The following is a 24,297-nucleotide window of genomic DNA, read 5'->3' as shown; positions in this document are numbered from 1 at the left end:
TCACATCTCGATTTCATGCACCTCGGCCACCTCGACCGAGCCTGAACCGTTGACCACCATGGGACAGCCCTTGGCCATTTCGGTCGCGGCATCAATGCTATCGGCCTTAATGACGGTAAAACCGGACGCCGGGTTTGCGCCGCCATTGTCGACGACGCTTCCGTTGCTGACCGTATAGGATTGACCAACCGGATTGCCGGGTATGTCCAGCGCCTCACCCATGCCTTGAAACCATGCGCCCCAGGCGGCCATAGTTGCTTCGACTTCGGCAGGGTCGGTTGGTGTAGTTCCGCCGTGATAGACAAACAAATATTGTGGCATTTTATTTCCTCCCTAATGAAAACTTATCCAAACTGCGCCTCAAGCTTGGCCAGCGACGATGTCCAGCCCATGTTGTGGTTCGCTGCAGCCTCGGCATCTGCCAGTTCGCGGTGGTCCAGAACCAACCGCGCGCCGTTTTCCGTTGCGACGACCGAAAACGTGACGTGGCTTTCCGGCCCGCGCTGATCCTGATCGTCATGCCAGGCCCAGGTGAACCCAACCGAATTGGGCGGATCAACATGGGTGACATAACCGGACACTTTGAATGTCTGGCCTTCTGCATTCTTCATTATTGAATACCAAGGCCCCTTGCGTGAGAAATTCAGGTCATGCTCGGGCACATGCACCCCTTCGGGGCCCCACCACTGCAACAGCTTCGCCCCATCACTGACCCAGGCAAACAGGTTTTCGGGGGTGGTCGGGAACTCACGTTCCAGTTTCAGGTCGGCCATGAGTTTTCCCTTTCAATCAGGTCGCCCAGCCGATCGAGGCTGTTTTCCCAGAACTGACGTTTCGAAATCGTCCATTCGGCGATTGCCCGCAGCCCGTCGGGCTGGATAGAATACATCCGCTGGGTGCCGTGGACGCGCTGTTGCACCAATCCGGCCTCACGCAGCACTTTCAGGTGGCGCGAAATCGCTGCGCCCGACATGCCGCGCCCTTGGATCAGGTCACCGGCAGGCAGCTCTCCGTCCTGCATCAATTGCTCAACAATCGAGAACCGAGTGGAATCGGACAAAGCAGAAAAAGCGTTTATCAGAGTGTTCATAGCCTTTATTTAACATGTGCGTTAAATAAAGGGAAGACCTTTAACGGGACACAAATTCCGAGCGGCTATAGCCCTGTACATACAGCAGTGCCGACAGATCGCCATGGTTGATCCGAACCTCGCATTGCTCGGCAACCGTGGGCTTGGCATGCAGGGCCACCCCTGTTCCCGCGCGGTGCAGCATCCCCAGATCGTTGGCCCCGTCGCCTACGGCAATAACGTCTTCTTCACGCAAGCCCAGTCGCGCGGTGATCTGTTCCAAGGCATCCACCTTGGCTTGTCGCCCCAGAATGGGTCGCGCCACGCCCCCGGTCAGTTTTCCGTTTTGGGCCAGCAGGGTGTTGGCACGGTTCTCGTCAAAGCCCAGCACCTCGGCCACTTTCGTGGTAAAAGCCGTAAACCCGCCCGAGACCAAGGCGGCATAGCTTCCGTTCTGGCGCATCGTCGCGACCAATTCCTTACCGCCCGGCATCAGAGTGATGCGTTCATCCAGTACTTTACCGATCACCGCTTCATCCAGACCTTTCAACAGACCAACCCGTTCGGTCAGCGCGCCTTCGAAATCCAACTCGCCATTCATGGCGCGTGCAGTGATATCCTTAACGCGGTCGCCGACGCCGGCCTCATCCGCCAGTTCGTCGATGCATTCCTGTTGGATCATGGTGCTGTCCATATCGGCCAACAGCATCTTCTTACGGCGGCCCTCAGACTGTTGGACAACCAGATCCACGCCCATTTGTTGCAGGTCCACCCAGACTTCCCACCGGTTCCCCGGCATTTCGCTTAGATGGAACTCTGTAGCTTCATCCTGGCTGAGCCACACGATCTCACCGCCGCCCCATGCATTCCGCAATGACTCGACCAGCGACAAATCCAGATTAGACACATCGGGGTTGGTCAACAGGGTGGCAACGTACATGTTTGATCTCCGGCAAGCTCACCTGCGAATATCGCAGGTGCAGCATTTTCGCCAGAGTCTGTTTCGAACTAGCCCAAAATACCCGGCAGGCGCAGCCCATGGGCCCGCGCGCAATCCTTGGCAATGTCGTACCCTGCATCCGCATGGCGCCAGACGCCCGAGGCCGGGTCATTCCAAAGAACCCGCTCCAACCGCCGCGCGGCATCTTCGGTGCCATCGGCGCAGATCACCACGCCCGCATGTTGGCTAAAACCCATCCCGACGCCACCGCCATGGTGCAGCGACACCCATGTCGCCCCGCTCGCCGTATTGATCAGCGCATTCAGCAACGGCCAGTCGCTCACGGCGTCCGAGCCATCCAGCATCGCCTCGGTTTCGCGGTTGGGGCTGGCCACCGATCCCGAATCCAGATGGTCGCGTCCGATCACCACCGGCGCCTTCAGCTCGCCATTGGCGACCATCTCATTGAACGCCAGCCCAGCCCGGTGTCGGTCACCCAATCCAATCCAGCAGATACGCGCCGGTAGACCCTGAAACGCGATCCGCTCCTGCGCCATGTCGATCCAGCGATGTAGGTGCTCATTCTCGGGGAACAGTTCCTTCATCTTGGCATCGGTTTTGTAGATGTCCTCGGGGTCGCCCGACAGAGCACACCAGCGGAACGGGCCGATGCCTTTGCAGAACAGCGGGCGGATATAAGCGGGTACAAAGCCGGGGAAAGCAAAGGCGTTCTCCAGCCCCTCATCCTGCGCGACCTGCCGGATGTTATTGCCGTAATCCAGCGTCGGAACGTCCGCGTTCCAGAAATCCACCATCGCCGCAACATGCTGCTTCATCGAAGCGCGAGCGGCTTTTTCCACCGCTTTAGGGTCTGTTTCACGCTTCTCACGCCATTCGCCCATGGTCCAGCCCAATGGCAGATAGCCGTTGATCGGATCATGCGCGCTGGTTTGGTCGGTGACGATATCAGGACGCATCCCGCCCGCCTGCATCCGGGCGTAGATCTCGGGGAAAACCTCTGCCGCATTGCCCAGCAGACCAACCGACTTCGCTTCGCCAGCCTTGGTCCAGCGGTCAATCATCTCCAGCGCTTCGTCCAGCGTTTCGGCCTTTTCGTCGAGGTATTTGGTCCGTAGGCGGAAATCGATGCTGTCCGGGTTACACTCAACAGCCAGACATGAGGCGCCTGCGAACACGGCCGCCAGCGGTTGCGCGCCGCCCATTCCACCCAGACCTCCGGTCAGAATCCACTTGCCTGTCAGGTCACCGTCGTAGTGCTGACGCCCTGCCTCGGCAAAGGTCTCATAGGTGCCCTGAACGATACCCTGCGTCCCAATATAGATCCACGAACCAGCGGTCATCTGGCCGTACATCATCAGGCCCTTCTTATCGAGCTCGTTGAAGTGATCCCAGGTCGCCCAATGTGGGACGAGGTTGGAATTGGCGATCAGCACCCGCGGCGCATCCTTGTGCGTGCGGATGATCGCGACCGGCTTCCCGGACTGGACGATCAGCGTCTCATCTTCCTCCAAATCCTTCAGACCGGCAACAATAGTGTTGAAATCTTCCCACGTGCGGGCTGCGCGTCCGATGCCACCATAGACGACCAGTTCGTGCGGGTTCTCGGCCACATCTGGGTGCAGGTTGTTCATCAACATCCGTAGTGGGGCCTCGGTCATCCAGCTTTTGGTGTTCAACTCGGGGCCGGTCGGCGGATAGATGTCGCGGGTGTTTTTGCGCGGATCGCTCATTTCTGGGCTCCTTGTCTGGTCAATGCGCCCGAGAGGGCAAGATCGTTGAGGCGGGTCAGCATAGCTGTCAAATGAGGGCGCAGTTTCGCAGCGCGGTCTTCGTGCCATGTCCAAGGGGGTGTCTCGTACATGTAAGCCCGCTGCGCGATCTCCATCTGGATGGCATGTATGCCATCAGAAGGGCGACCATAGTGGCGGGTGGTCCATCCTCCGCGAAACCGGCCATTCAGGACCGAAGTGAACCCTTGGGCCTTGGTCGCCACGTCGTGCACTGCTTGCTCAATGGCCGTGTCACACGTTAGCCCATCATTGGTTCCAGTGTTGAACACTGGCAACTCACCTTCAAACAGAAACGGGATGAGCGACCGGATCGAGTGGCAATCAAACAGGATCGCCACACCGTGCCGGTCCCGCACGCGGTTCAGTTCATCCAGAAGGGCAGCGTGATAAGGTGCGTGGTATTTGCGCCGTCGATCTTCGACTTCATCCTCGGATGGTGATTGCCCATCATTCCAGATCTGCTGCCCGTCGAAATCGGTCAGAGACGCAAGTGTGGTGGTATTCTGTCCCGGATATAGCGAGGCTCCGAACGGATCACGATTGGCGTCGATGACATAGCGATGAACATGCGACTGCACGACCGTGATATCATCCAATATCCCTTGATAGAGCCTGTTTACGTGCCAGTCCGTATCGGCCAAACCGCGCCCGTTGTCATTCAGACGGACCGCTATTTCGTCTGGCACATAAGTTCCGCCATGGGGCTGCCCCAGCACAATGGGACCGTCCCCGCGCTGAACGCTGAACACCTGCATCAGAACAGCCCCGGCATCTGGGCACCCACTGCCCCTAGGATGTCACCCTCAGCCACCAAGCACTTGGACGTTTCCAGATCGGGTGCCAAATAGCGGTCTTCGTTCAGTGTTGGGATCTCTGCCCGTACCCTATCCATGACCCGTTGCAACGGTTCGCTGGTTGCCAGCGGTGCGCGGAACTCCACGCCCTGAGCGGCACAAAGCAACTCAACACCAAGAATGTAGTTCAGGTTCTCGACCATCCGCGTCAGACGCCGCGCGCCATGCGCAGCCATCGACACGTGATCCTCCTGGTTGGCCGAGGTCGGTGTGCTGTCAGTCACGCAAGGGTTGGCAAGGTGCTTGTTCTCGCTCATCAAGGCGGCGGTCGTGACTTCGGCAATCATCAGACCCGAGTTCAGGCCGGGATCAGGCGTCAGGAACGGCGGCAGATCAAAGCTGAGCGTCGGGTCGACCATCAAGGCAATGCGCCGCTGCGCAATCGCGCCGACCTCGGACACTGCCAGCGCAATCATGTCTGCGGCAAAGCCCACAGGTTCGGCATGGAAGTTCCCGCCCGAAACGATGGCACCCGCCTCAGTCAGAACCAGCGGGTTGTCGGTGGCCGCGTTCGCCTCGATCTCAAGCGTGGTGGCCGCTTGGCGCATGACATCCATGGCCGCACCGGTGACCTGCGGCTGGCATCGGATGCAATATGGGTCCTGAACGCGCGTGTCGCCGTCCCGGTGGCTTTCGCGGATCTCGGACCCAGCCAGTGTGGCACGCATGGCGCTGGCGGCTTCGGTCTGGCCGCGGTGCCCACGCAGGGTATGGATTTCGGGCTGCAAGGGCGCGGTCGACCCCATGATCGCATCCGTCGACAGGGCCGAGATGACCAGCGCGCTTTGCGCTGCACGCCAAGCTTCGAACAAACCGGCCAGCGCAAAAGCAGTCGAGAATTGCGTGCCGTTGATAAAGGCAAGCCCTTCCTTTGGACCGAGTTGAATAGGCTCTAATCCAACCGATTTTAGCGCTTTTCCCCCCGGCAGGATGGTTCCGTCAACCTCGGCTTCACCTTCGCCGATGACTACGGCTGTCATATGCGCCAGGGGCGCAAGATCGCCCGAGGCCCCGACCGACCCCTGCGCGGGAATAACCGGGGTCACGCCCTTGGCCAGCATCTGCTGCAACAGGTCGATCAGCTCCCAACGCACACCCGATGCTCCGCGTCCGAAGGACAACAGTTTTAGCGTCATCATCAGCCGGGTCACACGGCGTGGCACGGCCGAACCAACGCCGCAGCAATGGCTGAGGATCAGGTTGCGCTGAAGGGTCGAAGTATCCTTTGCCGCGATCTTGTGGCTGGCCAGTTTTCCGAACCCGGTGTTAACGCCATAAACCGGGTCTTCCCCGGCCGCAGCTTCGAGAATGCGTTTGGCTGCAGCCTCCACCTTGGGTTTGCACCCGTCATCCAGCGATACTGCGGGCTGCGACCAATACACTTCGGACAGATCCGACAGCGTGACCTGACCGGGCACAAGCGACAGGGTCTTCATTACAAACCTCCGAAAATGCGGGCGTGCAGCGGGTTGAAGCCGATCCGATAGGACAGCTCGGCTGGGTGCGTGATGTCCCATACCGTCAGGTCCGCGCGTTTGCCTTCAGTTATTGTGCCAGTGTCGGTCAGGCCCAAGGCTTGCGCCGCATTGCGGGTCACGCCAGCCAATGCCTCTTCCGGCGTCAGGCGGAACAAGGTGCAAGCCATATTCATGGTCAGCAGAAGCGACGTCAGAGGGGACGAGCCGGGGTTGCAATCCGTCGCCAGCGCAATCGGCACCCCATACTGGCGCAGCAGTTCAACCGGCGGCACCTGTGTTTCGTGCAGCGTATAGAACGCCCCCGGCAGCAGCACACCCACGGTTCCGGCCTGTGCCATGGCGGCCACGCCAACCTGGTCCAGATATTCGATATGATCTGCCGACAACGCCCCGTAAGAAGCCGCCAGGGCTGCCCCTCCGAGGTTCGAAAGCTGCTCTGCATGCAACTTGACCGGAAGGTTCAGTTCTTTCGCCACATCGAAGACCTTAGCGATCTGAGACGGATCAAAGGCGATCCCCTCACAAAAGCCATCAACGGCATCCACCAGCCCCTCTTCATGCGCCAAACGCAGAGTCGGGATGCAAACATCGCGAATGTAGGTATCAGCGCGCGCCTGAAACTCAGGCGGCACCGCATGTGCTCCTAGAAAACTTGTTTTCACTCGCACCGGGCGCACTTGGCCGATCCGGCGCGCGACGCGCAGCATCTTGAGCTCTGAGTCGGTGTCCAGACCATAGCCCGATTTGACCTCGATGCACGACACGCCGTCGGCCATCAGGGCGTCCACTCGCGTCAAGGCATCCTCTAACAGGGCCTCTTCGCTGGCCGAACGGGTCGCTGTGACAGTCGACAGAATTCCACCACCTGCGCGCGCGATCTCTTCATACGAGGCACCATTCAGACGCATTTCGAACTCGACCGCCCTGTTGCCACCAAAGACGACATGGGTGTGGGCGTCGATTGGCGCCGGCGTTATCAGCCGGTCGCCATAGTCCGCGGTCGGCCAGTCAGAATAGTCAGCAGGCAGTGCATTCCGAGGCCCGATCCAGGCAATTTTCTCACCATCAACAACAAGTGCTGCGTCCTGAACTATCCCATAAGGTTCGGCGCCATCGTCCATGGTCGCCACCCGCGTGCTCAAAAGGACAGATTTTTTGACCATATCGATTCTTTTGGGCTCCCTTTGTCGTTAGATTTTTCGTATACGTATAAAAGTTTAAAGTCTACACAAAATGGAAATGCGATGACCATCCATGCGAAAACGGCTTTATTAGGCTCTGATTGGATCAGTAACTTGCGGGTAGAAATCGCGCACGGTCAGATCCAAAGCTTGGAATCACAAGCGACCGCGCGATCCGGAGACACACAGGTTGATGTCTTGCTGCCAGCCTTGGGAAACCTGCACAGCCACGCCTTTCAGCGCGCGATGGCCGGTATGACAGAAGTGCGCGCCGCCGGGCGCGAGAGCTTTTGGACCTGGCGCACTCTGATGTACCGGTTCCTGGACAGATTGACGCCGGATCACGTAGAGCCCATTGCCGCTTTGGTCTATCTGGAGATGCAAGAGGCCGGATATGCCTCGGTCGGTGAGTTTCACTATATCCATCATCAGCCGGGCGGCGGGCGCTACGACCACGTGTCGGAACTGAGTCAGCGCATATTTGCTGCGGCCACCCAAACTGGAATCGGTTTGACGCACCTTCCGGTTCTCTACACCTACGGCGGTGTCGAACAACAACCCTTGGCGGGCGGTCAGCTACGCTTTGGCAATTCTGTGGATCAGTTTCTGAACCTGGTCGAGGAATGCCGTTTAGCTCCACCGCATGCGGATTCTGTGATCGGTATCGCCCCGCATTCTCTGCGGGCAACATCGCCTTCGGATTTGCGCAAGGTTCTGAATGCCACTCCTGATGATCCCGTCCACATCCACATCGCCGAACAGCTGAAAGAAGTGGCCGATGTAGAGGCCGCGCTTGGACAGCGGCCGGTCGAGTGGCTGCTGGACCATGTCGACGTCGATGACCGGTGGTGCCTTATCCACGCAACTCATATGACCGATGCCGAAACACGCGCCGTTGCGCGTTCGGGCGCCGTTGCCGGGTTGTGCCCGATTACCGAGGCGAATTTGGGCGACGGTATTTTCAACGGTGCAGTTTATGTCGAAGAAGGTGGTCGCTTTGGCGTGGGATCAGACTCTAACGTGAGGATTTCTTTGCCTGAGGAACTGCGGACTTTGGAATATTCCCAACGCCTGCGGGACCATGCGCGGACGGTTTTGGTCAAAGACGAAGGCTCGGTCGGCCAGGCGTTGTATACAGGGGCCGCACAAGGGGGCGCGCAGGCATTGGGACGAAATACCGGGGAAATCGCTGTCGGCAAGCTGGCCGACCTTGTGGCGATCGACCGATCTCATCCCACGATCTGCGCACTAACTGACGAACAGGTGCTGGACGGTCTGTGCTTTGCAGCACCCGATGGATTGGTAACCGATCTTTGGTCAGCAGGGCGCCACATGGTGCAGCAAGGCCGCCACATTGAACGGGATCGGATCATTCCCGCGTACCGGTCGGCGATTGCCGATCTTTTGGCTGACGTCTAAACGCACCTATTCAGGTAACTAGAGGCACCATGACCCAATCTAACGAAACCACCAGCTACAGGGACATCAAGGAAACCGTGCTGGCACGCATTCGGTCGGGTGAGTGGCAGCCGGATTCGCTGCTGCCCAACGAGCAGGACCTGGCCGTCGAATTCTCGTGCACCAGAACGACCGTGAACCGCGCAATGCGAGAGCTGGCGGACGAAGGGTTTCTGGAGCGTCGCCGCAAAGCCGGTACACGGGTTCTAAGCGCGCCGCAAAGGCAGGCCCGTTTCACGATACCCAAGGTGCGGGACGAGGTTGAGGCGTTGGGCGGAATCTATCGCTATGCGCTGGTCTCGTCTGTTGCCGAGCGAGCGCCCGATTGGCTGTGCGCAAGACTGGCGCTGAAACCGGACCAACACGTGATGCATGTTCGCTGCATGCATTTTAACGGCAATACTCCGTTTCAATACGAAGACCGGTGGATCGTCATAGACTCGGTTCCGCAAGTGGTAAATGCGGACTTCGCCTCAATAGGCCCAAATGAATGGCTTATTCAGACCGTTCCCTTCACCAATGTCGAACTGAGTTTCCTGGCCAGCCGCGCCGATGAATCGGTGGCCGCATTCCTGGACCTGCCCATCGGTGAGCCGGTGTTTACGGGCGAACGGATCACATGGCTTGAGGGCCAGCCTGTCACCTTTGCAAAGATGTACTTCGCCGCCGGGTACCGGATGACCACTCAGTTCTGAGCTGACCGCGATTTCTGCTTTACCGTGCCCCTAATCCACGCCAGATTCAGCGTATTCTGATCCTGCGCGAAGGAAATATGGGATGGGTAACCCACTCTATGATCGGTTGTTTGGCATCCATGCAGGCAAGGATACACCTTTCCTTCTTCTGCCCGACGGCCAGACCATTACCCACGCGGCTTTTCTGGACACGGCAGCCCGAATCGCTAACGCTTTGAACGGGTACGAGCTTGAGCCCGGAGACCGAGTTGCTGTTCAGGTGGAAAAGTCTCCAGAAGCGCTGGCGCTCTACGCGGCTTGCGCGCAAACCGGGCTGATCTTTTTGCCGTTGAACACGGCCTACACATCCGGCGAGCTTTGCTATTTCATCGAAAACAGTGGGGCTGCGCTGGTGGTTTGCGATGCCGCCAAACAAGCGGAACTGACGCCCATCGCCGAGGCGCAAAACGCCAGGTTAGAGACGCTCAACGCAGATGGGTCGGGCAGCTTGATGCGGCGGGCATTGGGTATGCTTCCTGCCTTCGAACCAGTCAAGCGGACCGAAGGTGATCTTGCCGCATTCCTCTACACCTCTGGCACGACCGGGCGCTCCAAAGGTGCGATGCTGACGCAAGCCAACCTGCTGTCCAATGCCGAGACGCTGGTGGACGAATGGCAGTTTACCCAGGATGATGTGCTGCTGCACGCCTTGCCGATCTTTCATACCCACGGGTTGTTTGTAGCGACGAACGTTATTCTGGCTTCGGGCGGTTCGATGATCTTTCTGCCGAAGTTTGATCTGGATGATGTCCTGCGTCTGATGCCCAATGCGACCTCGATGATGGGCGTGCCGACCTTCTATACCCGATTGCTGGCGGATGATCGGTTCACCGGTGATCTGGCGCAGCACATGCGGTTGTTCATCTCGGGTTCGGCCCCCCTGCTGGACGAGACGCATGAACGGTTCGAGGACCGAACCGGACACCGCATCCTTGAACGCTATGGTATGACGGAAACCAATATGAACACCTCGAACCCCTATGACGGTGAACGTCGCGCAGGAACTGTCGGGTTCCCGCTGCCGGGTGTCGAACTAAAGGTAACCAACCCTGAAACCGGCGAGGCATTACCGCAAGGCGAGATAGGAATGATCGAAGTGCGCGGACCAAACGTCTTCGAAGGTTATTGGCAAATGCCCGAAAAAACCGCTGCGGAATTGCGCGAAGACGGGTTCTTTATCACCGGTGATCTCGGACGCGTGGACGTGGATGGTTACGTACACATCGTGGGACGCGGCAAGGACCTGATCATTTCGGGCGGGTTCAACATCTACCCCAAAGAGGTCGAACTGGTGCTGGACGACCAGCCCGGTGTGCTGGAAAGCGCCGTAATTGGCGTGCCACACGCTGATTTCGGCGAAACCGTTCTGGGTATTCTGGTTGCAGAACCGGGCCGAGCGCCTGACCTTGATGCCATTATGGCCAGCGTTCAGAACCAACTGGCGCGGTTCAAACACCCCAGCCAACTGATCGTGCTGAATGAGCTGCCCCGAAACACTATGGGGAAAGTGCAAAAGAACGCCTTGCGCGAGCTTTACAAAGATATGTTTACCGCGGATTAGGCTCGAACGGGACCCGGCCGGCGTCCGTCAGCAACCAGCACTGACGCCCTTCGAACACGGCTGTGGCCAGTGGTCGACCATAACCTGCCCCTGCGTCCAGATTGACACGATTGCCGCAATGCTCCGCCGTATCCACGGGTGTGTGCCCATGCACGATCAGCCAAGGGTACGGGCTGGATTCGATTAAGAACTCTTGTCGTATCCAAACCAGATCATCCTCGGATTGCTGCGCCAAGGGGATACCAGGTCGGATGCCAGCGTGAACGAACAATAGCTCACCCTCTTGATGATAGGTTGGCAAAGCATTGATAAAGTCCAAATGTTCCGGCGGCACAGCGGCGCAGGCCCGTTCGTGAACCTGAAAGATCCGGTCATTGTCCGTGACCTCGACACCGTAGGATGCCAGCGTCTCTTGGCCCCCAAGCCGGGGATTCAGCCAGTTCAAAGTGATCGGCAACTGCTTGTCTGCGATCTCGCAATCCTGCACGAAACGGACCATCATCCGGTCATGGTTGCCTTTGACCATGACCCAGTTCCTCCCCGCCTTGCGCCCTTCGATCAGCAGATCCAGAACCTCCCGGCTGTTCGGGCCACGATCCACATAGTCCCCAAGAAAGACAACACGCGCATCCGGCCCGCCATCCGCCTCGATCCGGGATAGCGCGTTTTGCAGCATGCCCATTTGCCCATGGATATCGCCGACCGCGTAAATTGGGATGCTCAAAACGCTACCTCTTGGAATATGTCAGTCACTTTGTGCAACAACTCGGTTGCAGAAAAAAGACAATGCCCGCACATTTTTTGCACGGGCATCGCCAAGGTCACAATTTTCGGACAGAATCTTATGCTACGTCAAATTCCAGCGGTTTGATCTGAGTGAATAGCCCCGTTTCCGCCAGTTTCGCCCGCGCTTCGGCCGGAACAGGTTCGTCCACGTACAGCAAAGCAATCGCTTCTCCGCCCGCTTCGGCACGGCCCAGCGTAAAGTTAGCGATGTTCACGTCGTTCTCGCCCATGGTCTGACCCAGCGCGCCGATGATGCCCGGAACGTCTTCGTTGGTGGTATAGAGCATATGGGCACCGACTTCGGCGTCGATATTGATGCCTTTGATCTGGATAAAGCGTGGTTTGCCATCGCTGAAAACCGTACCCCCGATCGAGCGTTCGCGCTTATCGGTTACTACAGTCACCTTGATGTAGCCGTCAAAGACACCGGTCTTGTCCTGATTGGTGGTCGATAGCTGAATCCCGCGCTCTTTCGCTACAACCGGGGCTGACACCATGTTCACTTCCGGGTTGAATTTTTTCATGATCCCGGCAACCACGGCGCAGTTCAGAGCAGCCAGGTTCATCTCAGCCGCGACACCGTCATACAGGATGTTGATTGCCTTAACCGGTTCATCGGTCATCTGACCAATGAAACTACCCAGGTGACCGGCTAGCTTGATCCATGGCCCCATGACCTTGGCTTCTTCGGCGGTGACGCTGGGCATGTTCAGCGCGTTTTCCACCGCACCAGTCAGCAGATAGTTCGAGATCTGTTCAGCCACCTGCAGGGCAACATTTTCCTGCGCTTCGGTCGTTGCAGCACCAAGGTGCGGCGTGCACACGACGTTCGGCAAGTTGAACAGCGGGTTGTCCTTTGCCGGTTCTTCTTTGAACACATCAAACGCGGCCCCTGCGACATGGCCGGATTGCAGCATCTCGGCCAGCGCCTCCTCGTCGACCAGACCACCACGGGCGCAGTTGACGATGCGCACGCCGGGCTTGGTCTTGGCCAGGTTTTCACGGCTCAGGATATTGCGCGTCTGGTCGGTCAGCGGCACGTGCAGTGTGATGAAATCGGCGCGGGCCAGCAACTCGTCCAACTCGACCTTTTCGACGCCCATCTTGGCGGCTTTCTCTTCGCCAAGAAAGGGATCGTAGGCGACGACCTTCATTTTCAGGCCCAGCGCACGTTCACAAACAATACCGCCAATGTTGCCCGCGCCAATGACGCCGAGGGTCTTATTGGTCAGCTCGATGCCCATGAATTTGGATTTTTCCCATTTGCCTGCATGGGTCGACGTGCTGGCCTCGGGGATTTGACGCGCGACGGCGAACATCATCGCAATTGCGTGTTCGGCAGTGGTGATCATGTTGCCAAACGGCGTGTTCATGACGATCACACCTTTTTTTGACGCGGCATCCTTGTCGACATTGTCGGTGCCAATACCAGCGCGACCGATCACTTTTAGATTGTCGGCTTTTTCCAGCAAGGTCGGCGTAACCTTGGTGGCCGAACGGATGGCGAGACCATCATACTGGCCAATCAGCTCGGCCAGCTTGTCCTTGTCCTTGCCCAGATCGGGCATGAAATCCACGTCGATGCCGCGGTCGCGGAATATCTGCACGGCGGTTTCGCTGAGTTTGTCGGATACGAGTACTTTGGGGGCCATGTTTGTGGTCCTTGAATGTCATGAAAAATCCGGGCCTGAGACGGCCCGGTAAAAAGGGTCAGGCAGCTTCTGTCTGCGCCGCGATCTCGGCCTCAAAGGCCCATACCAGCCAGGGCAACATCGCCTCGATATCCGAGGCTTCAACCGTGCCACCGCACCAGATGCGCAGGCCTGCGGGTGCGTCTCGGTAGGCGCCGATATCCAATGCGATATTCTCAGCCTCAAGCCGCTTGGCCACAGCTTTGGCGAATGTCGCACCGTCCTGAATGCGTGTGTCAGTGAACTTCAGGCAGACCGAAGTGTTCGACTGTGTCGCTGCATCCTCTGCCAGATTGGCGATCCAGTCGTTTTGGTCGCAGAACGCGTGAACCGCTCCGGCATTGGCATTCGCACGGGCGATCAGGCCCTGCAAACCACCAACCGAGCGCGCCCAGTCCAATGCGAACAAGTAATCTTCGACCGCCAGCATCGAGGGCGTGTTGATCGTTGCACCGGTAAAGATACCGTCGATCAGCTTGCCGCCCTTGGTCAGGCGGAAAATCTTGGGCAGGGGCCATGCGGGGGTGTAGCTTTCCAGCCGCTCCACTGCACGGGGGCTCAGGATCAACATCCCGTGCGCCGCTTCACCGCCCAGCACTTTCTGCCAGCTAAACGTGGTCACATCCAGTTTGTCCCAGGGCAGGTCCATCGCAAACGCAGCCGAGGTTGCGTCACAGATCGTCAGGCCCTGACGATCATCCGCGATCCAGTCGCCATTGGGAACCCGGACGCCCGAGGTCGTGCCGTTCCACGTAAAGACAACGTCATTGGCGAAATCAATCGAGGCCAGATCAACGAGTTGGCCGTAGTCTGCCGTCTTAACCTCTGCGTCGATCTTCAGCTGTTTAACGACGTCGGTCACCCAACCGGACCCAAAGCTCTCCCAGGCCAACATCTCGACCTTGCGTTCGCCCAACAGCGACCACAGGGCCATTTCAACCGCACCGGTATCCGAGGCGGGAACGATGCCGATCTTGTAATCTGCCGGAATGCCCAGAACCTCACGCGTGCCTTCGATCGCGGCCTTCAGCTTGTCCTTGCCGACAGCTGCACGGTGCGACCGGCCCAGCGCGGCATCGGCCAGTTTGGTCAGATCAAATGTGGGGGGTTTGGCGCAGGGGCCTGAGGAAAAACGCGGATTTGCCGGCCGCGTCGCCGGTTGTTCAATGCTCATGTGTATTACCCTTACAGATACACGCCCCTCGTTGGGGAGGGGTGTCCCACAGACAGAGCTATTGCCTCGAACGACGCCCAGCAAGCGGAAAAGACGCATCGGGTGCCAAAAACGACACCCGATTATGTGCGTATCTGGAACGCGGGTTTCCTATCGGCATCAAGACGAGAGGCGCACAGTCTCTCCGGTTTCCAATGCCTGTTGCGCCGCCAAACCGATGCGCACGGCCCAAAGGCCATCGTTCAGGGTGACGTCAGGTTGTGCCTTTTCGCCTCGTAGAACAGCTAAGAACCCCTGATGTTGGTAGAAAGTTGAACCATTGTGGTCCCCGGCGGCCAATAGGCGCGGATCGACGGGGATCTCTTTGGTGACCGGACCTTTTGGGGCACGTGGGCTGACAATGATCTGCGGGACGGGCGGCGTGCCAAGATGTTCCGGCCAGAACCGCCCCGGCCCTGGCACCAACGCTTCGATCTTGGCGTCTTGCCCAACGGCTGAGATTTCCTCTTGATACCGTGATCCTTCGGCAAACATGCAAAGTTCCAGCATCGCGCGCGCGCCCGAGGCGAAGTCCACGATGACATAGCCATGGTCAAGGATATCGGGCGTTTCGCCCTCATAGTCCTCATCCAGATGGTTAACCGCCTGCCCGCCGCTGGCTGTAACGCGAACCGGATCGGATTGCAGGATCAAACGCATCAGGTCGAAGAAATGGCAGCACTTCTCGACAAATGTTCCGCCGGTATTCCGGTTGAACCGGTTCCAGTTCCCGACTTTTTCCAGAAACGGAAACCGATGCTCGCGGATCGACAGCATCTTAACGCCGCCCGTGGCCTCAGCCTCTGCAATCAGCGCAGCAATGGGCGGCATATAGCGGTATTCCATCGCAACCCAGATCGGGTGCGGATAATCACGCTGCAGCGCCTCAAGCCGCGCCGCATCCACCGGATCTGTGAAAAGTGGTTTCTCTACCAACAACGGCAACGGGCGCGTCCGGGCAATCTCTTCGATTTGATCCACATGCAGGTGGTTGGGGCTAACGATGACGACGCAGTCCAGATCGTCGACCGCAAGCAATTCTTCGACCGAAGACACCATCACCGCGTCAGGCGCAATCGCCTGCGCTGCCTTCGCCATCTCGGCGTCAGGCTCAAAAATCGCTGAAACGCGCGTGTCGTCCAGCAGGGCAATATTGTGCAGGTGTTCCTGCCCCATCATACCGCATCCGATCAGCCCGTAGTGAATGGTCCGGGTCATGCGCAGTTCCTTTTACTTCAGTCGTTGGACATAGGTGGCTCGATCCGGGTCGAACCATGTTTTTGAAAACTCAACCGGTTTTGGTTTTTCCGACCAGCTGAACCGTTCGATGTAGCCAACCGTTTCTCCGGCTGGCCTGGTGAAATCAGGGGGCGTCCAATCCGGCAACATCCCGAGGGAAACCCTGTCTTCCGCACGCGTGATCCAGAACCCCAACTGGTGCTGGTAGTACCGATAAAGCGAGTCGGACAGCAGCTGTCGATCAATCAAACCAGCGGACTCATCCAGCCAGATTTCTTCAACCGCGATAATTGTATCATTCAGGTAGCGCATTCGACGCACCCGCGATCCCATGTCCGATGAACCAAAGCGCGGCAGGTCCACAGGCTTTTTCAGGTGGTCGACCGAGAGGATATCTGCCCGCGGCAACCCACCCCCCTCGGGCAGTTCAAGACGGAACATCGCATAGACGCTGTTCTGCGTTCCGGTCTCACGTACATAATTGCCTGATCCCTGAATACGCTCCAGCATCCCTTTTTTCTCTAGCTCAGCCAGCGATTTTCGCAGGGTCCCTACCGATACCTTCAGTTCCGCGGCAAGGTCCCGTTCGGGCGGCAAACGCTCACCATCAATCAGGCGACCGGCGGCGATGTCGCGGATCAAAAGCTCGGCAATCTGAACATAAACCGGCAGGGCGTTCGGGTTTCGGTTGGCAGAAGACATCTTTGGGCGCTTCACTCAGTCGCAGGAAAAATTGATACACCATTGATCTACATCAATGTGATTGCTACGCAAGAGGAAAGTCACAGCCACGCGGAGAACGAATCAGATGACCATCGTCCCCATCACCTCACCCGATCTGAATGCGGCCGAGGTTTCGTGGTTTGCGGCGTTGTGTTCCGACGATTACCAGTTTCTTGGAATGCCTGATGGCGACCTGCGATCCAGCTGGGATCACTGTTCAGGCATCGTAAAAGAGGCCGAGGCGCAAGGGTTTAGAAACATCCTCTGCCCGTCGTCCTATCAGGTGGGGCAAGACACGCTTAGCTTTGTGGCAGGCTGCGCACCGATCACCGACAAAATCAACATGCTGGCCGCGGTGCGCTGCGGCGAGATGCAGCCCATCATGCTGGCCCGCACCATCGCGACACTGGATCACATGCTGCAGGGACGGCTAACGGTCAATATCATCTCGTCTGATTTCCCCGGCGAGAAAGCCGACAGCGCCTATCGCTATCAGCGTTCACGCGAAGTCGTGGAAATCCTGAAACAGGCGTGGACGCAGGATGAGATCAATCATGCGGGCGAGGTCTATAGCTTCTCGGGCCTGACGACCGACCCGGCGAAGCCATATCAAACCGGCGGGCCGCTACTGTATTTCGGAGGCTACTCCCCATCCGCTCTGGAACTGTGCGGTGAACATTGCGACGTCTACCTGATGTGGCCCGAAACCAAAGATCAACTGGCCGAACGGATGAAAGCCGTCCACGCGGTTGCCGAGAACTACAACCGCACACTGGATTACGGCCTGCGCGTGCACATGATTGTCCGCGATACCGAGGCCGAAGCGCAGGAATACGCCGACTACATCGTCTCAAAACTGGATGACGAATACGGTCGCGCCATCCGTGAGCGTGCTTTGGATTCGACATCACTGGGCGTCGCTCATCAGGCCAAAAACCGCGATCTGGCGGATGAATATGGCTATGTCGAACCCGGCCTTTGGACCGGCGTTGGCCGCGCACGGTCGGGGTGCGGCGCAGCACTGGTCGGATCGACCGATCAGGTCATGTCCAAGATCGAAGAGTATCAGAAGATGGGCATCCGCGCCTTCATCTTCTCGGGCTATCCTCACATGGACGAGGCCCGCCATTTTGGCAGCCGTGTTATGCCTAACCTGAAAACCTGTTCCCTTCCCGAAGCTTACGGAAGGGTTCCCGCAAATACCCCGGCCACCCCGCTGGGCAATGGAGTTCGCCGCTGATGCAACGTGTAAAACTATCTGACTCGCTGGACATGAGCCGCCTTGTCTATGGCATGTGGCGGCTGGGCGATGATACGGATACATCGGCAGACCATGTCGAGGCCAAGATTCAGGCCTGTCTGGATCAGGGCATCACCACCTTCGATCAGGCCGATATCTATGGCGGATACGCAGCAGAGGCCGTTCTGGGCAATGCCTTGCGCGCAAATCCAAGCCTGCGTCAGCAGATGGAAATCGTCACCAAATGTGACATCGTCGCGCCGATGGGTCGGTATGCGGACGCCAAGTGCAAATACTATGACACCTCGCGCGCGCATATCCTGAAATCGGTTGAGACATCGCTGTCCGAAATGGCCATCGATCATATCGACTTGCTGCTGATTCACCGCCCCGATCCATTCATGGATCATCACGAAACAGGTGCCGCGCTGGACGAAGTTGTCGCCAGCGGCAAGGTCGGCGCGGTTGGCGTGTCGAATTTCCGCCCATGGGACTGGAGCCTGCTGCAATCGGCGATGAAAACCCAATTGGTGACCAACCAGATCGAGATTTCTCTGGGCGAAATCGGCCCCTTCACCAACGGTGATCTGGCGTTTCATCAGCAGCATGGCCAGCCGGTGATGGCGTGGTCACCCTTGGGTGGCGGGTTGCTGATGGCTGGAAACCCTCCGGTCGGGGTTGTAGCGGACGAAATCGCTGAGGAATTCGGCGTGGATCGCGCCGCCGTGGCGGTGGCGTTTCTTCTGGCCCACCCTGCAGGCATTCTTCCAGTCTTGGGCACCAACAATCTGGACCGGATCAAGCGCATCTCTGACGCGCTGAAAGTCAATTTGGATCGCGAAAGCTGGTACCGCCTGTATGAGGCGGCACTGGGGCATGAGGTACCATGATGAATGCAATCTCAAAGGACATGACCCGCACATTCGTTCCCCACAGGGACGATACCCGAACCTTGCGCGACGCTTTTGGTCGTTTTGCCACCGGTGTCACCGTTGTCACCTGTGACAGCACGGACGGGCCGGTTTGCATCACCGCAAACAGTTTCTCGTCCCTTTCGCTGGACCCACCACTTGTCATGTGGGCAGGCGATCGCAACTCGCGCCGGTTCCGTTATTTCCAAGAAGCACGACATTTCAGTGTTCACGTCCTTTCAGCGGAACAAGCCGAGCTTTGCTTTGGATGCTCGAAAGATGCGTTTGCGCTTCAGGACATCGACCACGAGCGCTGTGAAAACGGAACCCCGCTGCTGCCTGATTGCCTGGCGCGCTTCGAGTGTGAGCAGCACGCGTATCACGATGCGGGCGACCACGTTATCGTTATTGGAAAGGTCCTGCGTGCCAGTATGGCGGACGGAGACGCATTGACCTTCTACGCCGGAAAGCTCGGCCAATTCGCGCACCAGTAAGCGCGGAATAACTGTCGCGGTGAAAGCCGCGGCTGAAAAGGGAGGATCCGCATGGGCGGATTGACGTCGGTGCTTGCGCCGATCGCGTTTGTGAATGAAACCGTGCTGCGATTGGGCCGCGCGGTTGGTGTCGTTGCGATTGCGCTTATGGTAATCGCGATCCTGATTCAGGTGTTTTTCAGATACGTTCTGGGCAACGCGCTGCCTTGGCCGGATGAGGCCGCTCGGTTCTGCATGCTATGGATGACCGGCCTGATGGCCCCCACGGCATTTCGGCGCGGCGGGTTTGTCGCTATCGACATGGTGCCCCTGATGCTGCCGCGAGGGGTTGGGCAAACCCTGAACATCCTGCTGCTGCTGGTTTCGCTGGCCGTTTTGCTGGTGGCCGTCAAAATCGGCTGGTCCGAGGTCACCGGGTTTGGCGGCAAGTTCGCCACCGCTGCGCTGTATCTGCCAACGTCCTTTGGGTTTGACGAGTGGTACCGCATTCCGCGCAGCTGGATGATGGCCTCACTGTTGGTTGGGGTCATCCTGCTGATTTCAGTCAATATCGAGCTGATCTTGCGCACCGTCGTGACCCTGTTGGGCGGCGGTCATCTGCTGCCGGACATTGCCGATGCACCTGTGGGGGCCGAATAGATGCTGATATGGTTCCTGCCCACATTTCTGGTGTTTCTGCTGATCGGCCTGCCGGTCTTTTTTGCATTGCTGGCTGCACCAGGCATTCTTCTGTGGTTGAACGGTCAGACGGCCGACATCACGCTGCTGTATCGCAATGTCTATAACGGCATGGACAGCTTTCCGCTGATGGCCATCCCCTTCTTCATGCTGGCCGGAGAGTTGATGAACCGCGGCGGCATCACAATCCGTCTGGTTGAGTTCAGCCAAGCCCTGATGGGCCATTTTCGGGGCGGTCTGGCGCATGTAAATGTGCTGAGTTCGATCCTGTTTGCCGGGCTGTCAGGCTCAGCCGTGGCCGATACGTCGGCGCTGGGTTCAATGCTGATCCCAGCGATGGAAAAACAGGGCTATACCCGCAAGTTCGCCGCCGCGATCACGGCGGCCAGTTCCGTGATCGGACCGATCATTCCACCATCAGGCATCATGATCATCTACGCCTATGTCATGGGCGAAAGCGTGGCCGCTCTTTTTCTTGCCGGCATCGTACCCGGCGTGATGGTCGGCGTCGGCTTGATGCTGATGATCAAGGTGATGGCCGACAAATACGACTTCCCCGTCGCCAGCCGAAAATACACCTGGGGCGAGCGCCGTCAGGCCAGCCTCAAAGCGTTCTTCCCCCTGCTGACACCTGTCATCATTCTGGGCGGTATTCTGGGTGGTATCTTCACCCCAACCGAGGCCGCGGCGGTCGCTGTCGGCTATGCGTTCCTCATCGGCTTTTTTGTCCTGCGCACGCTGACGCTGAAAGAGGTACCTGAAATTCTCAGCAATGCGGGTCTGACCTCGGCCGTCGTTTTGCTGCTGGTCGGCGCGGCGATGGCCTTCAAAACCGTGGTCAGTCTCAGCCATGCGCCCGAACAACTGGCCGAGTTGATCCTCAGCCTGTCAGAAAATCCGCTGATCCTGCTGTTCCTGATCAACCTGCTGCTGTTTGTCGTCGGCATGTTCCTGGACGCAGGACCGGCGATCATCATCCTTGGCCCGATCCTTGCGCCGATCTTCACCAGCCTGGGCGTCGATCCGATCCACTTTGCCATCATCATGAGCGTCAACCTGACCGTTGGTTTGGCCACGCCGCCCATGGGTTTGGTCCTGTTCGTGGCCGCCGCCGTGTCGCGCGAAAAGGTCGAGACGATCGCCAAGGCGATCCTGCCGTTTCTGGCCGTCGAAATCATAGTGATCTTCCTGATCACTTATATCCCCGCACTATCCATGACGATCCCGAGAATAACGGGATTTGCAAACTGACTGAGTATCACAGGGAGGAAACGCATGCTCGGAAGATTTATCAAAACAGCAGCCTTAGCGACGTCGCTGGTTGCCGCAACCGCCATTGCGGCCACTGCGGCTGACTACACGCTGCGCGCGACCGCAAACTCAAACGAAAACGACGAGGATTATGACGGCCTGATCGTCTTCAAGAACTATGTCGAGGCGGCCTCAAACGGCGCGATTGAGGTGGAGCTGTTCATCGGTACGCAACTCTGTTCGAATGGCGCCGAATGCCTGCAGGGTGTGGCTGATGGCACAATCGACATCTACATCTCCACCTCTGGTGGCGCGTCGGGCATCTTCCCATATGTGCAGGTTCTCGACCTGCCCTACCTGATGGCGGATGACCGCGTGGCCGAGCGTGTACTATCTGGTGATTTCACCCGCACAATGCGCGAGATGGCGCTGGAGGATTCCGGCGGTGCGATCCGCCTGATGACCATCGGCAATACCGGTGGCTGGCGGAACTTCGCGAACACGCAACGCCGGATCGCAGAACCTGCCGACATGGAAGGCCTGAAAATCCGCACCGTGGTCGCCGACCTGCCTCAGGAACTGGTCAAGGCTCTGGGCGCGTCGCCCACCCCGATCCCGTGGCCGGAACTGTTCACCAGTTTCCAGACTGGCGTTGTTGAGGGATCCAAGAACGGCATCACCGACATCATGGGCATGAAGTTCCCTGATGCGGGCCTGCAATACGTCACGCTGGACGGCCACGCCTACATGGGTGCACTGTGGTGGATGAATAATGCCAAGTTCCAGGAGATGCCCGAAGAACTGCGCCGTGTTGTGGTGGATGGGTTCTATGCCCTGCAGCAAGCGACCTTTGCATCGCCCAAGCGCAAGTCGATCCAGGCCTATGAAGATTTCGTCGCAGGTGGTGGTGATCTGTACGTTCCAACTCCCGAACAGAAAGCCGCGTTCAAAGACGCAGCGACACCAGTTTACGAGTGGTTCCAGTCCAACGTGGCCCGTGGGGATGAGATCTTTGCCGCGCTGACCGAGGCCGTGTCCATCGCCGAAGGTGAGATCAACGCATCCCGCGATGCGGACCTGAACTAAGTGAAACTCGGTCGGGCCATTGGCCCGACCCCCTTACCGAAACGGGTACATCCACCCTTTGTAGTCGTTAACTAGAACATGCGCTTTTTCGATTTGTTCCGGCGACATTTTTTTGACCACTTCCTCAAGGCTGATCGCCGCATCGGGATCGCCGCCAATAGCGCTGAGCGTGTACCACATGTAAGCCCGCACCAAATCAGGCGCGGGCATGCCAAGGCCCAATTCATAATACCAGCCGACGCCGGATTGCGCCCCCGGATGCCCTTTCATCGAGGCGCGCAAATACCATTCAAACGCCCTTTCATAGTCTTGCTCGACGCCCAGCCCAAGGCCGTACATCACGCCAATCAGTTCCTCTGCCTCGGCATTGCCCGATCGGGCAGCGGGCATCAGTTCCTCGCGCGCGGCCTCGAACGCGCCGGCCTCCATCATGTCACGGGCCTGCTCCAGTTCGGCCAGCGCCGGGGTCGCAAGACAGCAAAGGGCAAATACAAACTGGCGCATGGGGCTGTTTTCCTTTTCGTCGGTGCGGCGGCGGCGCAGGAATTACCGCGCCCGCTGACGGATGATGATTTTATCCCCTTTGATATGGAACAGGCCACTATCGGTCATCAACTGTTTTACGATCCGATCCTGTCCGGCAATCAGAACATCACCTGCGCCCATTGCCATCACCCGGATTTCGGCACGTCCGACGGGTTATCGCTGGGTATTGGCGAGGGTGGACAGGGGCTCGGCCCAGACCGAACCCCTGGTACCGGAGCGGAAAAAATCCTCAAACGTATTCCGCGCAATTCGCTGGGTCTATGGAACCTTGGGGCAAAAGACATTCATACGGTATTCCATGATGGCCGCCTGAGTATTTCAGACGTGTATGGCAACGGCTTCAATTCACCTGCGCAGGAATGGTTGCCTGACGGTCTGAATTCGCTGCTGGCCGCGCAAGCGCTGTTCCCACTGACCTCGCAATTCGAAATGGCCGGGAATGTCGCCGAAAACCAGGTCACGGGCGCGGTCCATGATCGCATCGACAAGGGTTGGCCGATTTTGGCAAAACGCGTCCGCACCGATCCGCGCTATGGCCCGGCAATGGTCGCCGCGTTTGACGAGGTCGAGACGACCGAAGACATCTCGATCACACAAATCGCCAACGCGCTGGCGGCGTTCATGGCCACCGAATGGCGCAGCACCGACAGCCCGTTTGATCGGTATCTGGCCAGGGACACAAATGCCCTGTCGCCGGCCCAACAGAACGGAATGAACCTTTTCTACGGAAAGGCGCAATGCTCTGACTGCCATTCCGGCCCGCTGATGTCCGATCAGAAATTCCACGCTCTGGCCCTGCCACCCTTTGGTCCCGGTCGTACCCGGCAGTGGGACCCTTATGTTCGCGACGTGGGCCGGATGGGCGAAAGTGACCGGCTTGAGGATGCCTATCGCTTCCGTACTCCGATGCTGCGCAACGTGGCCTTGACCGCACCTTACGGCCACAACGGCGCCTTTCCTGACCTTGAAAGCATGATCCGCCATCACCTGGACCCTTTGGCCAGTTTCGCAAACTGGGCACCCGAAATGGCGCAATTACCCAGTGTACCATGGCTGCAAAAGGCAGATTTTGTTGTTTGGCAGGACCAGTTTGAGATGCAGCGTGTGCGCAGTAAGATCGACATCGCTCCGGTGAAACTATCACAAACGGAAATCAGCAGCCTTGTCTCGTTTCTGCACGCCCTGACCGGGGCCAGCGTGGACACGCCACCCTTTGGCGTACCCGTTGACTTCGCACCCTAAGAAAAACCCCCGCTTTTCAACGGGGGCTTTGATTTTACTCAGCGGCTTCTTCGTAAGCGTCCATTGGGGGGCATGTGCAGATTAGGTTTCTGTCGCCATATGCGTTGTCGA

At 58.2% G+C, this 24,297-nt stretch carries 24 protein-coding genes; 10 read left to right on the top strand and 14 right to left on the bottom strand.

Annotation, left to right across the window (positions count from 1 at the left end; all coding sequences use genetic code 11):
• The 8 genes from AC2FJE_RS17510 to hutI all read right to left on the bottom strand — a co-directional run bounded on the left by AC2FJE_RS17510 (position 1) and on the right by hutI (position 7,315).
• Positions 1–321 carry a YciI family protein gene (locus AC2FJE_RS17510; protein WP_282170537.1) on the bottom strand — a complete coding sequence of 107 codons (321 nt, stop codon included), beginning with the start codon at positions 319–321 and terminating at the stop codon, positions 1–3.
• A 23-nt stretch (positions 322–344) separates the two neighbouring features.
• On the bottom strand, positions 345–773 hold the full coding sequence (locus AC2FJE_RS17505; protein WP_496757153.1) for an SRPBCC family protein: 429 nt from the start codon (positions 771–773) through the stop codon (positions 345–347).
• Complete coding sequence (locus AC2FJE_RS17500; RefSeq protein WP_282120371.1) at positions 761–1,090, bottom strand: ArsR/SmtB family transcription factor; 330 nt, start codon at positions 1,088–1,090, stop codon at positions 761–763. Before AC2FJE_RS17500 ends, AC2FJE_RS17505 begins: the two co-directional genes overlap by 13 nt.
• A 40-nt stretch (positions 1,091–1,130) precedes the next feature.
• Positions 1,131–2,009, bottom strand: a complete 879-nt coding sequence (gene serB, locus AC2FJE_RS17495) for a phosphoserine phosphatase SerB (protein WP_496757157.1) — start codon at positions 2,007–2,009, stop codon at positions 1,131–1,133.
• 68 nt (positions 2,010–2,077) lie between these two features.
• A complete protein-coding gene (gene hutU, locus AC2FJE_RS17490; RefSeq protein ID WP_496757161.1) occupies positions 2,078–3,760 on the bottom strand; it encodes a urocanate hydratase in 1,683 nt (560 codons plus the stop codon).
• Positions 3,757–4,575: an N-formylglutamate deformylase gene (gene hutG / locus AC2FJE_RS17485; RefSeq protein ID WP_496757164.1), complete on the bottom strand. Its 819-nt coding sequence runs from the start codon at positions 4,573–4,575 to the stop codon at positions 3,757–3,759. Before hutG ends, hutU begins: the two co-directional genes overlap by 4 nt.
• Positions 4,575–6,110 carry a histidine ammonia-lyase gene (gene hutH / locus AC2FJE_RS17480; RefSeq protein ID WP_496757166.1) on the bottom strand — a complete coding sequence of 512 codons (1,536 nt, stop codon included), beginning with the start codon at positions 6,108–6,110 and terminating at the stop codon, positions 4,575–4,577. The genes hutG and hutH overlap by 1 nt, the downstream gene beginning before the upstream one ends.
• Positions 6,110–7,315, bottom strand: coding sequence for an imidazolonepropionase (gene hutI, locus AC2FJE_RS17475; protein ID WP_496735519.1), 1,206 nt, complete (start codon positions 7,313–7,315; stop codon positions 6,110–6,112). Before hutI ends, hutH begins: the two co-directional genes overlap by 1 nt.
• Before the next feature lie 81 nt (positions 7,316–7,396).
• Between hutI and AC2FJE_RS17470 the strand changes: the two genes are divergently transcribed.
• The 3 genes from AC2FJE_RS17470 to AC2FJE_RS17460 all read left to right on the top strand — a co-directional run bounded on the left by AC2FJE_RS17470 (position 7,397) and on the right by AC2FJE_RS17460 (position 11,086).
• On the top strand, positions 7,397–8,752 hold the full coding sequence (locus tag AC2FJE_RS17470) for a formimidoylglutamate deiminase (RefSeq protein ID WP_496757171.1): 1,356 nt from the start codon (positions 7,397–7,399) through the stop codon (positions 8,750–8,752).
• Between the two features lie 29 nt (positions 8,753–8,781).
• A complete protein-coding gene (hutC, locus tag AC2FJE_RS17465) occupies positions 8,782–9,486 on the top strand; it encodes a histidine utilization transcriptional repressor HutC (protein WP_282120378.1) in 705 nt (234 codons plus the stop codon).
• 82 nt (positions 9,487–9,568) lie between these two features.
• Positions 9,569–11,086: a malonate--CoA ligase gene (locus AC2FJE_RS17460; protein WP_496757175.1), complete on the top strand. Its 1,518-nt coding sequence runs from the start codon at positions 9,569–9,571 to the stop codon at positions 11,084–11,086.
• Here the strand turns inward: AC2FJE_RS17460 and AC2FJE_RS17455 are convergent.
• From AC2FJE_RS17455 to AC2FJE_RS17435, 5 genes are all read right to left on the bottom strand, one after another.
• Positions 11,073–11,810 (bottom strand): metallophosphoesterase family protein, encoded by a 738-nt coding sequence (locus AC2FJE_RS17455; protein ID WP_496757177.1) that lies wholly within the window; start codon positions 11,808–11,810, stop codon positions 11,073–11,075. The two genes, AC2FJE_RS17460 and AC2FJE_RS17455, sit on opposite strands and share 14 nt — an antisense overlap.
• A 118-nt stretch (positions 11,811–11,928) precedes the next feature.
• Positions 11,929–13,524 carry a phosphoglycerate dehydrogenase gene (gene serA / locus AC2FJE_RS17450; RefSeq protein ID WP_058272633.1) on the bottom strand — a complete coding sequence of 532 codons (1,596 nt, stop codon included), beginning with the start codon at positions 13,522–13,524 and terminating at the stop codon, positions 11,929–11,931.
• Positions 13,525–13,582: 58 nt separating this feature from the next.
• A complete protein-coding gene (locus AC2FJE_RS17445) occupies positions 13,583–14,737 on the bottom strand; it encodes a phosphoserine transaminase (protein ID WP_496757180.1) in 1,155 nt (384 codons plus the stop codon).
• A gap of 159 nt (positions 14,738–14,896) precedes the next feature.
• On the bottom strand, positions 14,897–15,994 hold the full coding sequence (locus tag AC2FJE_RS17440; RefSeq protein ID WP_496757211.1) for a Gfo/Idh/MocA family protein: 1,098 nt from the start codon (positions 15,992–15,994) through the stop codon (positions 14,897–14,899).
• Between the two features lie 12 nt (positions 15,995–16,006).
• Positions 16,007–16,717, bottom strand: a complete 711-nt coding sequence (locus AC2FJE_RS17435; protein ID WP_496699515.1) for a GntR family transcriptional regulator — start codon at positions 16,715–16,717, stop codon at positions 16,007–16,009.
• A 106-nt stretch (positions 16,718–16,823) separates the two neighbouring features.
• On the opposite strand from AC2FJE_RS17435, the gene AC2FJE_RS17430 reads away from it, so the two are divergent.
• From AC2FJE_RS17430 to AC2FJE_RS17405, 6 genes are read left to right on the top strand one after another with little or no spacing between them, the layout of a single operon-like run.
• Positions 16,824–17,978: an LLM class flavin-dependent oxidoreductase gene (locus tag AC2FJE_RS17430; RefSeq protein ID WP_282170550.1), complete on the top strand. Its 1,155-nt coding sequence runs from the start codon at positions 16,824–16,826 to the stop codon at positions 17,976–17,978.
• Positions 17,978–18,868, top strand: a complete 891-nt coding sequence (locus AC2FJE_RS17425) for an aldo/keto reductase (RefSeq protein ID WP_058272638.1) — start codon at positions 17,978–17,980, stop codon at positions 18,866–18,868. Before AC2FJE_RS17430 ends, AC2FJE_RS17425 begins: the two co-directional genes overlap by 1 nt.
• Complete coding sequence (locus AC2FJE_RS17420; RefSeq protein ID WP_058272664.1) at positions 18,868–19,383, top strand: flavin reductase family protein; 516 nt, start codon at positions 18,868–18,870, stop codon at positions 19,381–19,383. Before AC2FJE_RS17425 ends, AC2FJE_RS17420 begins: the two co-directional genes overlap by 1 nt.
• Positions 19,384–19,434: 51 nt before the next feature.
• Positions 19,435–20,022, top strand: coding sequence for a TRAP transporter small permease (locus AC2FJE_RS17415; protein WP_496761234.1), 588 nt, complete (start codon positions 19,435–19,437; stop codon positions 20,020–20,022).
• Positions 20,023–21,312: a TRAP transporter large permease gene (locus AC2FJE_RS17410; RefSeq protein WP_058279679.1), complete on the top strand. Its 1,290-nt coding sequence runs from the start codon at positions 20,023–20,025 to the stop codon at positions 21,310–21,312. It begins immediately after the preceding gene.
• A gap of 24 nt (positions 21,313–21,336) precedes the next feature.
• Positions 21,337–22,398 carry a TRAP transporter substrate-binding protein gene (locus AC2FJE_RS17405; RefSeq protein ID WP_058272641.1) on the top strand — a complete coding sequence of 354 codons (1,062 nt, stop codon included), beginning with the start codon at positions 21,337–21,339 and terminating at the stop codon, positions 22,396–22,398.
• Between the two features lie 33 nt (positions 22,399–22,431).
• Here AC2FJE_RS17405 and AC2FJE_RS17400 read toward each other — a convergent pair whose 3' ends face one another.
• The gene (locus tag AC2FJE_RS17400; protein ID WP_282120386.1) at positions 22,432–22,902 is read right to left on the bottom strand and encodes a tetratricopeptide repeat protein; all 471 of its coding nucleotides are present in this window, start codon (positions 22,900–22,902) and stop codon (positions 22,432–22,434) included.
• A gap of 84 nt (positions 22,903–22,986) precedes the next feature.
• Between AC2FJE_RS17400 and AC2FJE_RS17395 the strand changes: the two genes are divergently transcribed.
• Positions 22,987–24,186, top strand: coding sequence for a cytochrome-c peroxidase (locus AC2FJE_RS17395; protein WP_496757214.1), 1,200 nt, complete (start codon positions 22,987–22,989; stop codon positions 24,184–24,186).
• Positions 24,187–24,297: the final 111 nt, after the last annotated feature.

It is taken from the genome of Ruegeria sp. CDSC002 (assembly GCF_059610905.1).
The sequence above is the reverse complement of the archived record's forward strand: the minus strand, read 5'-3'. Positions and strand labels throughout refer to the sequence as shown.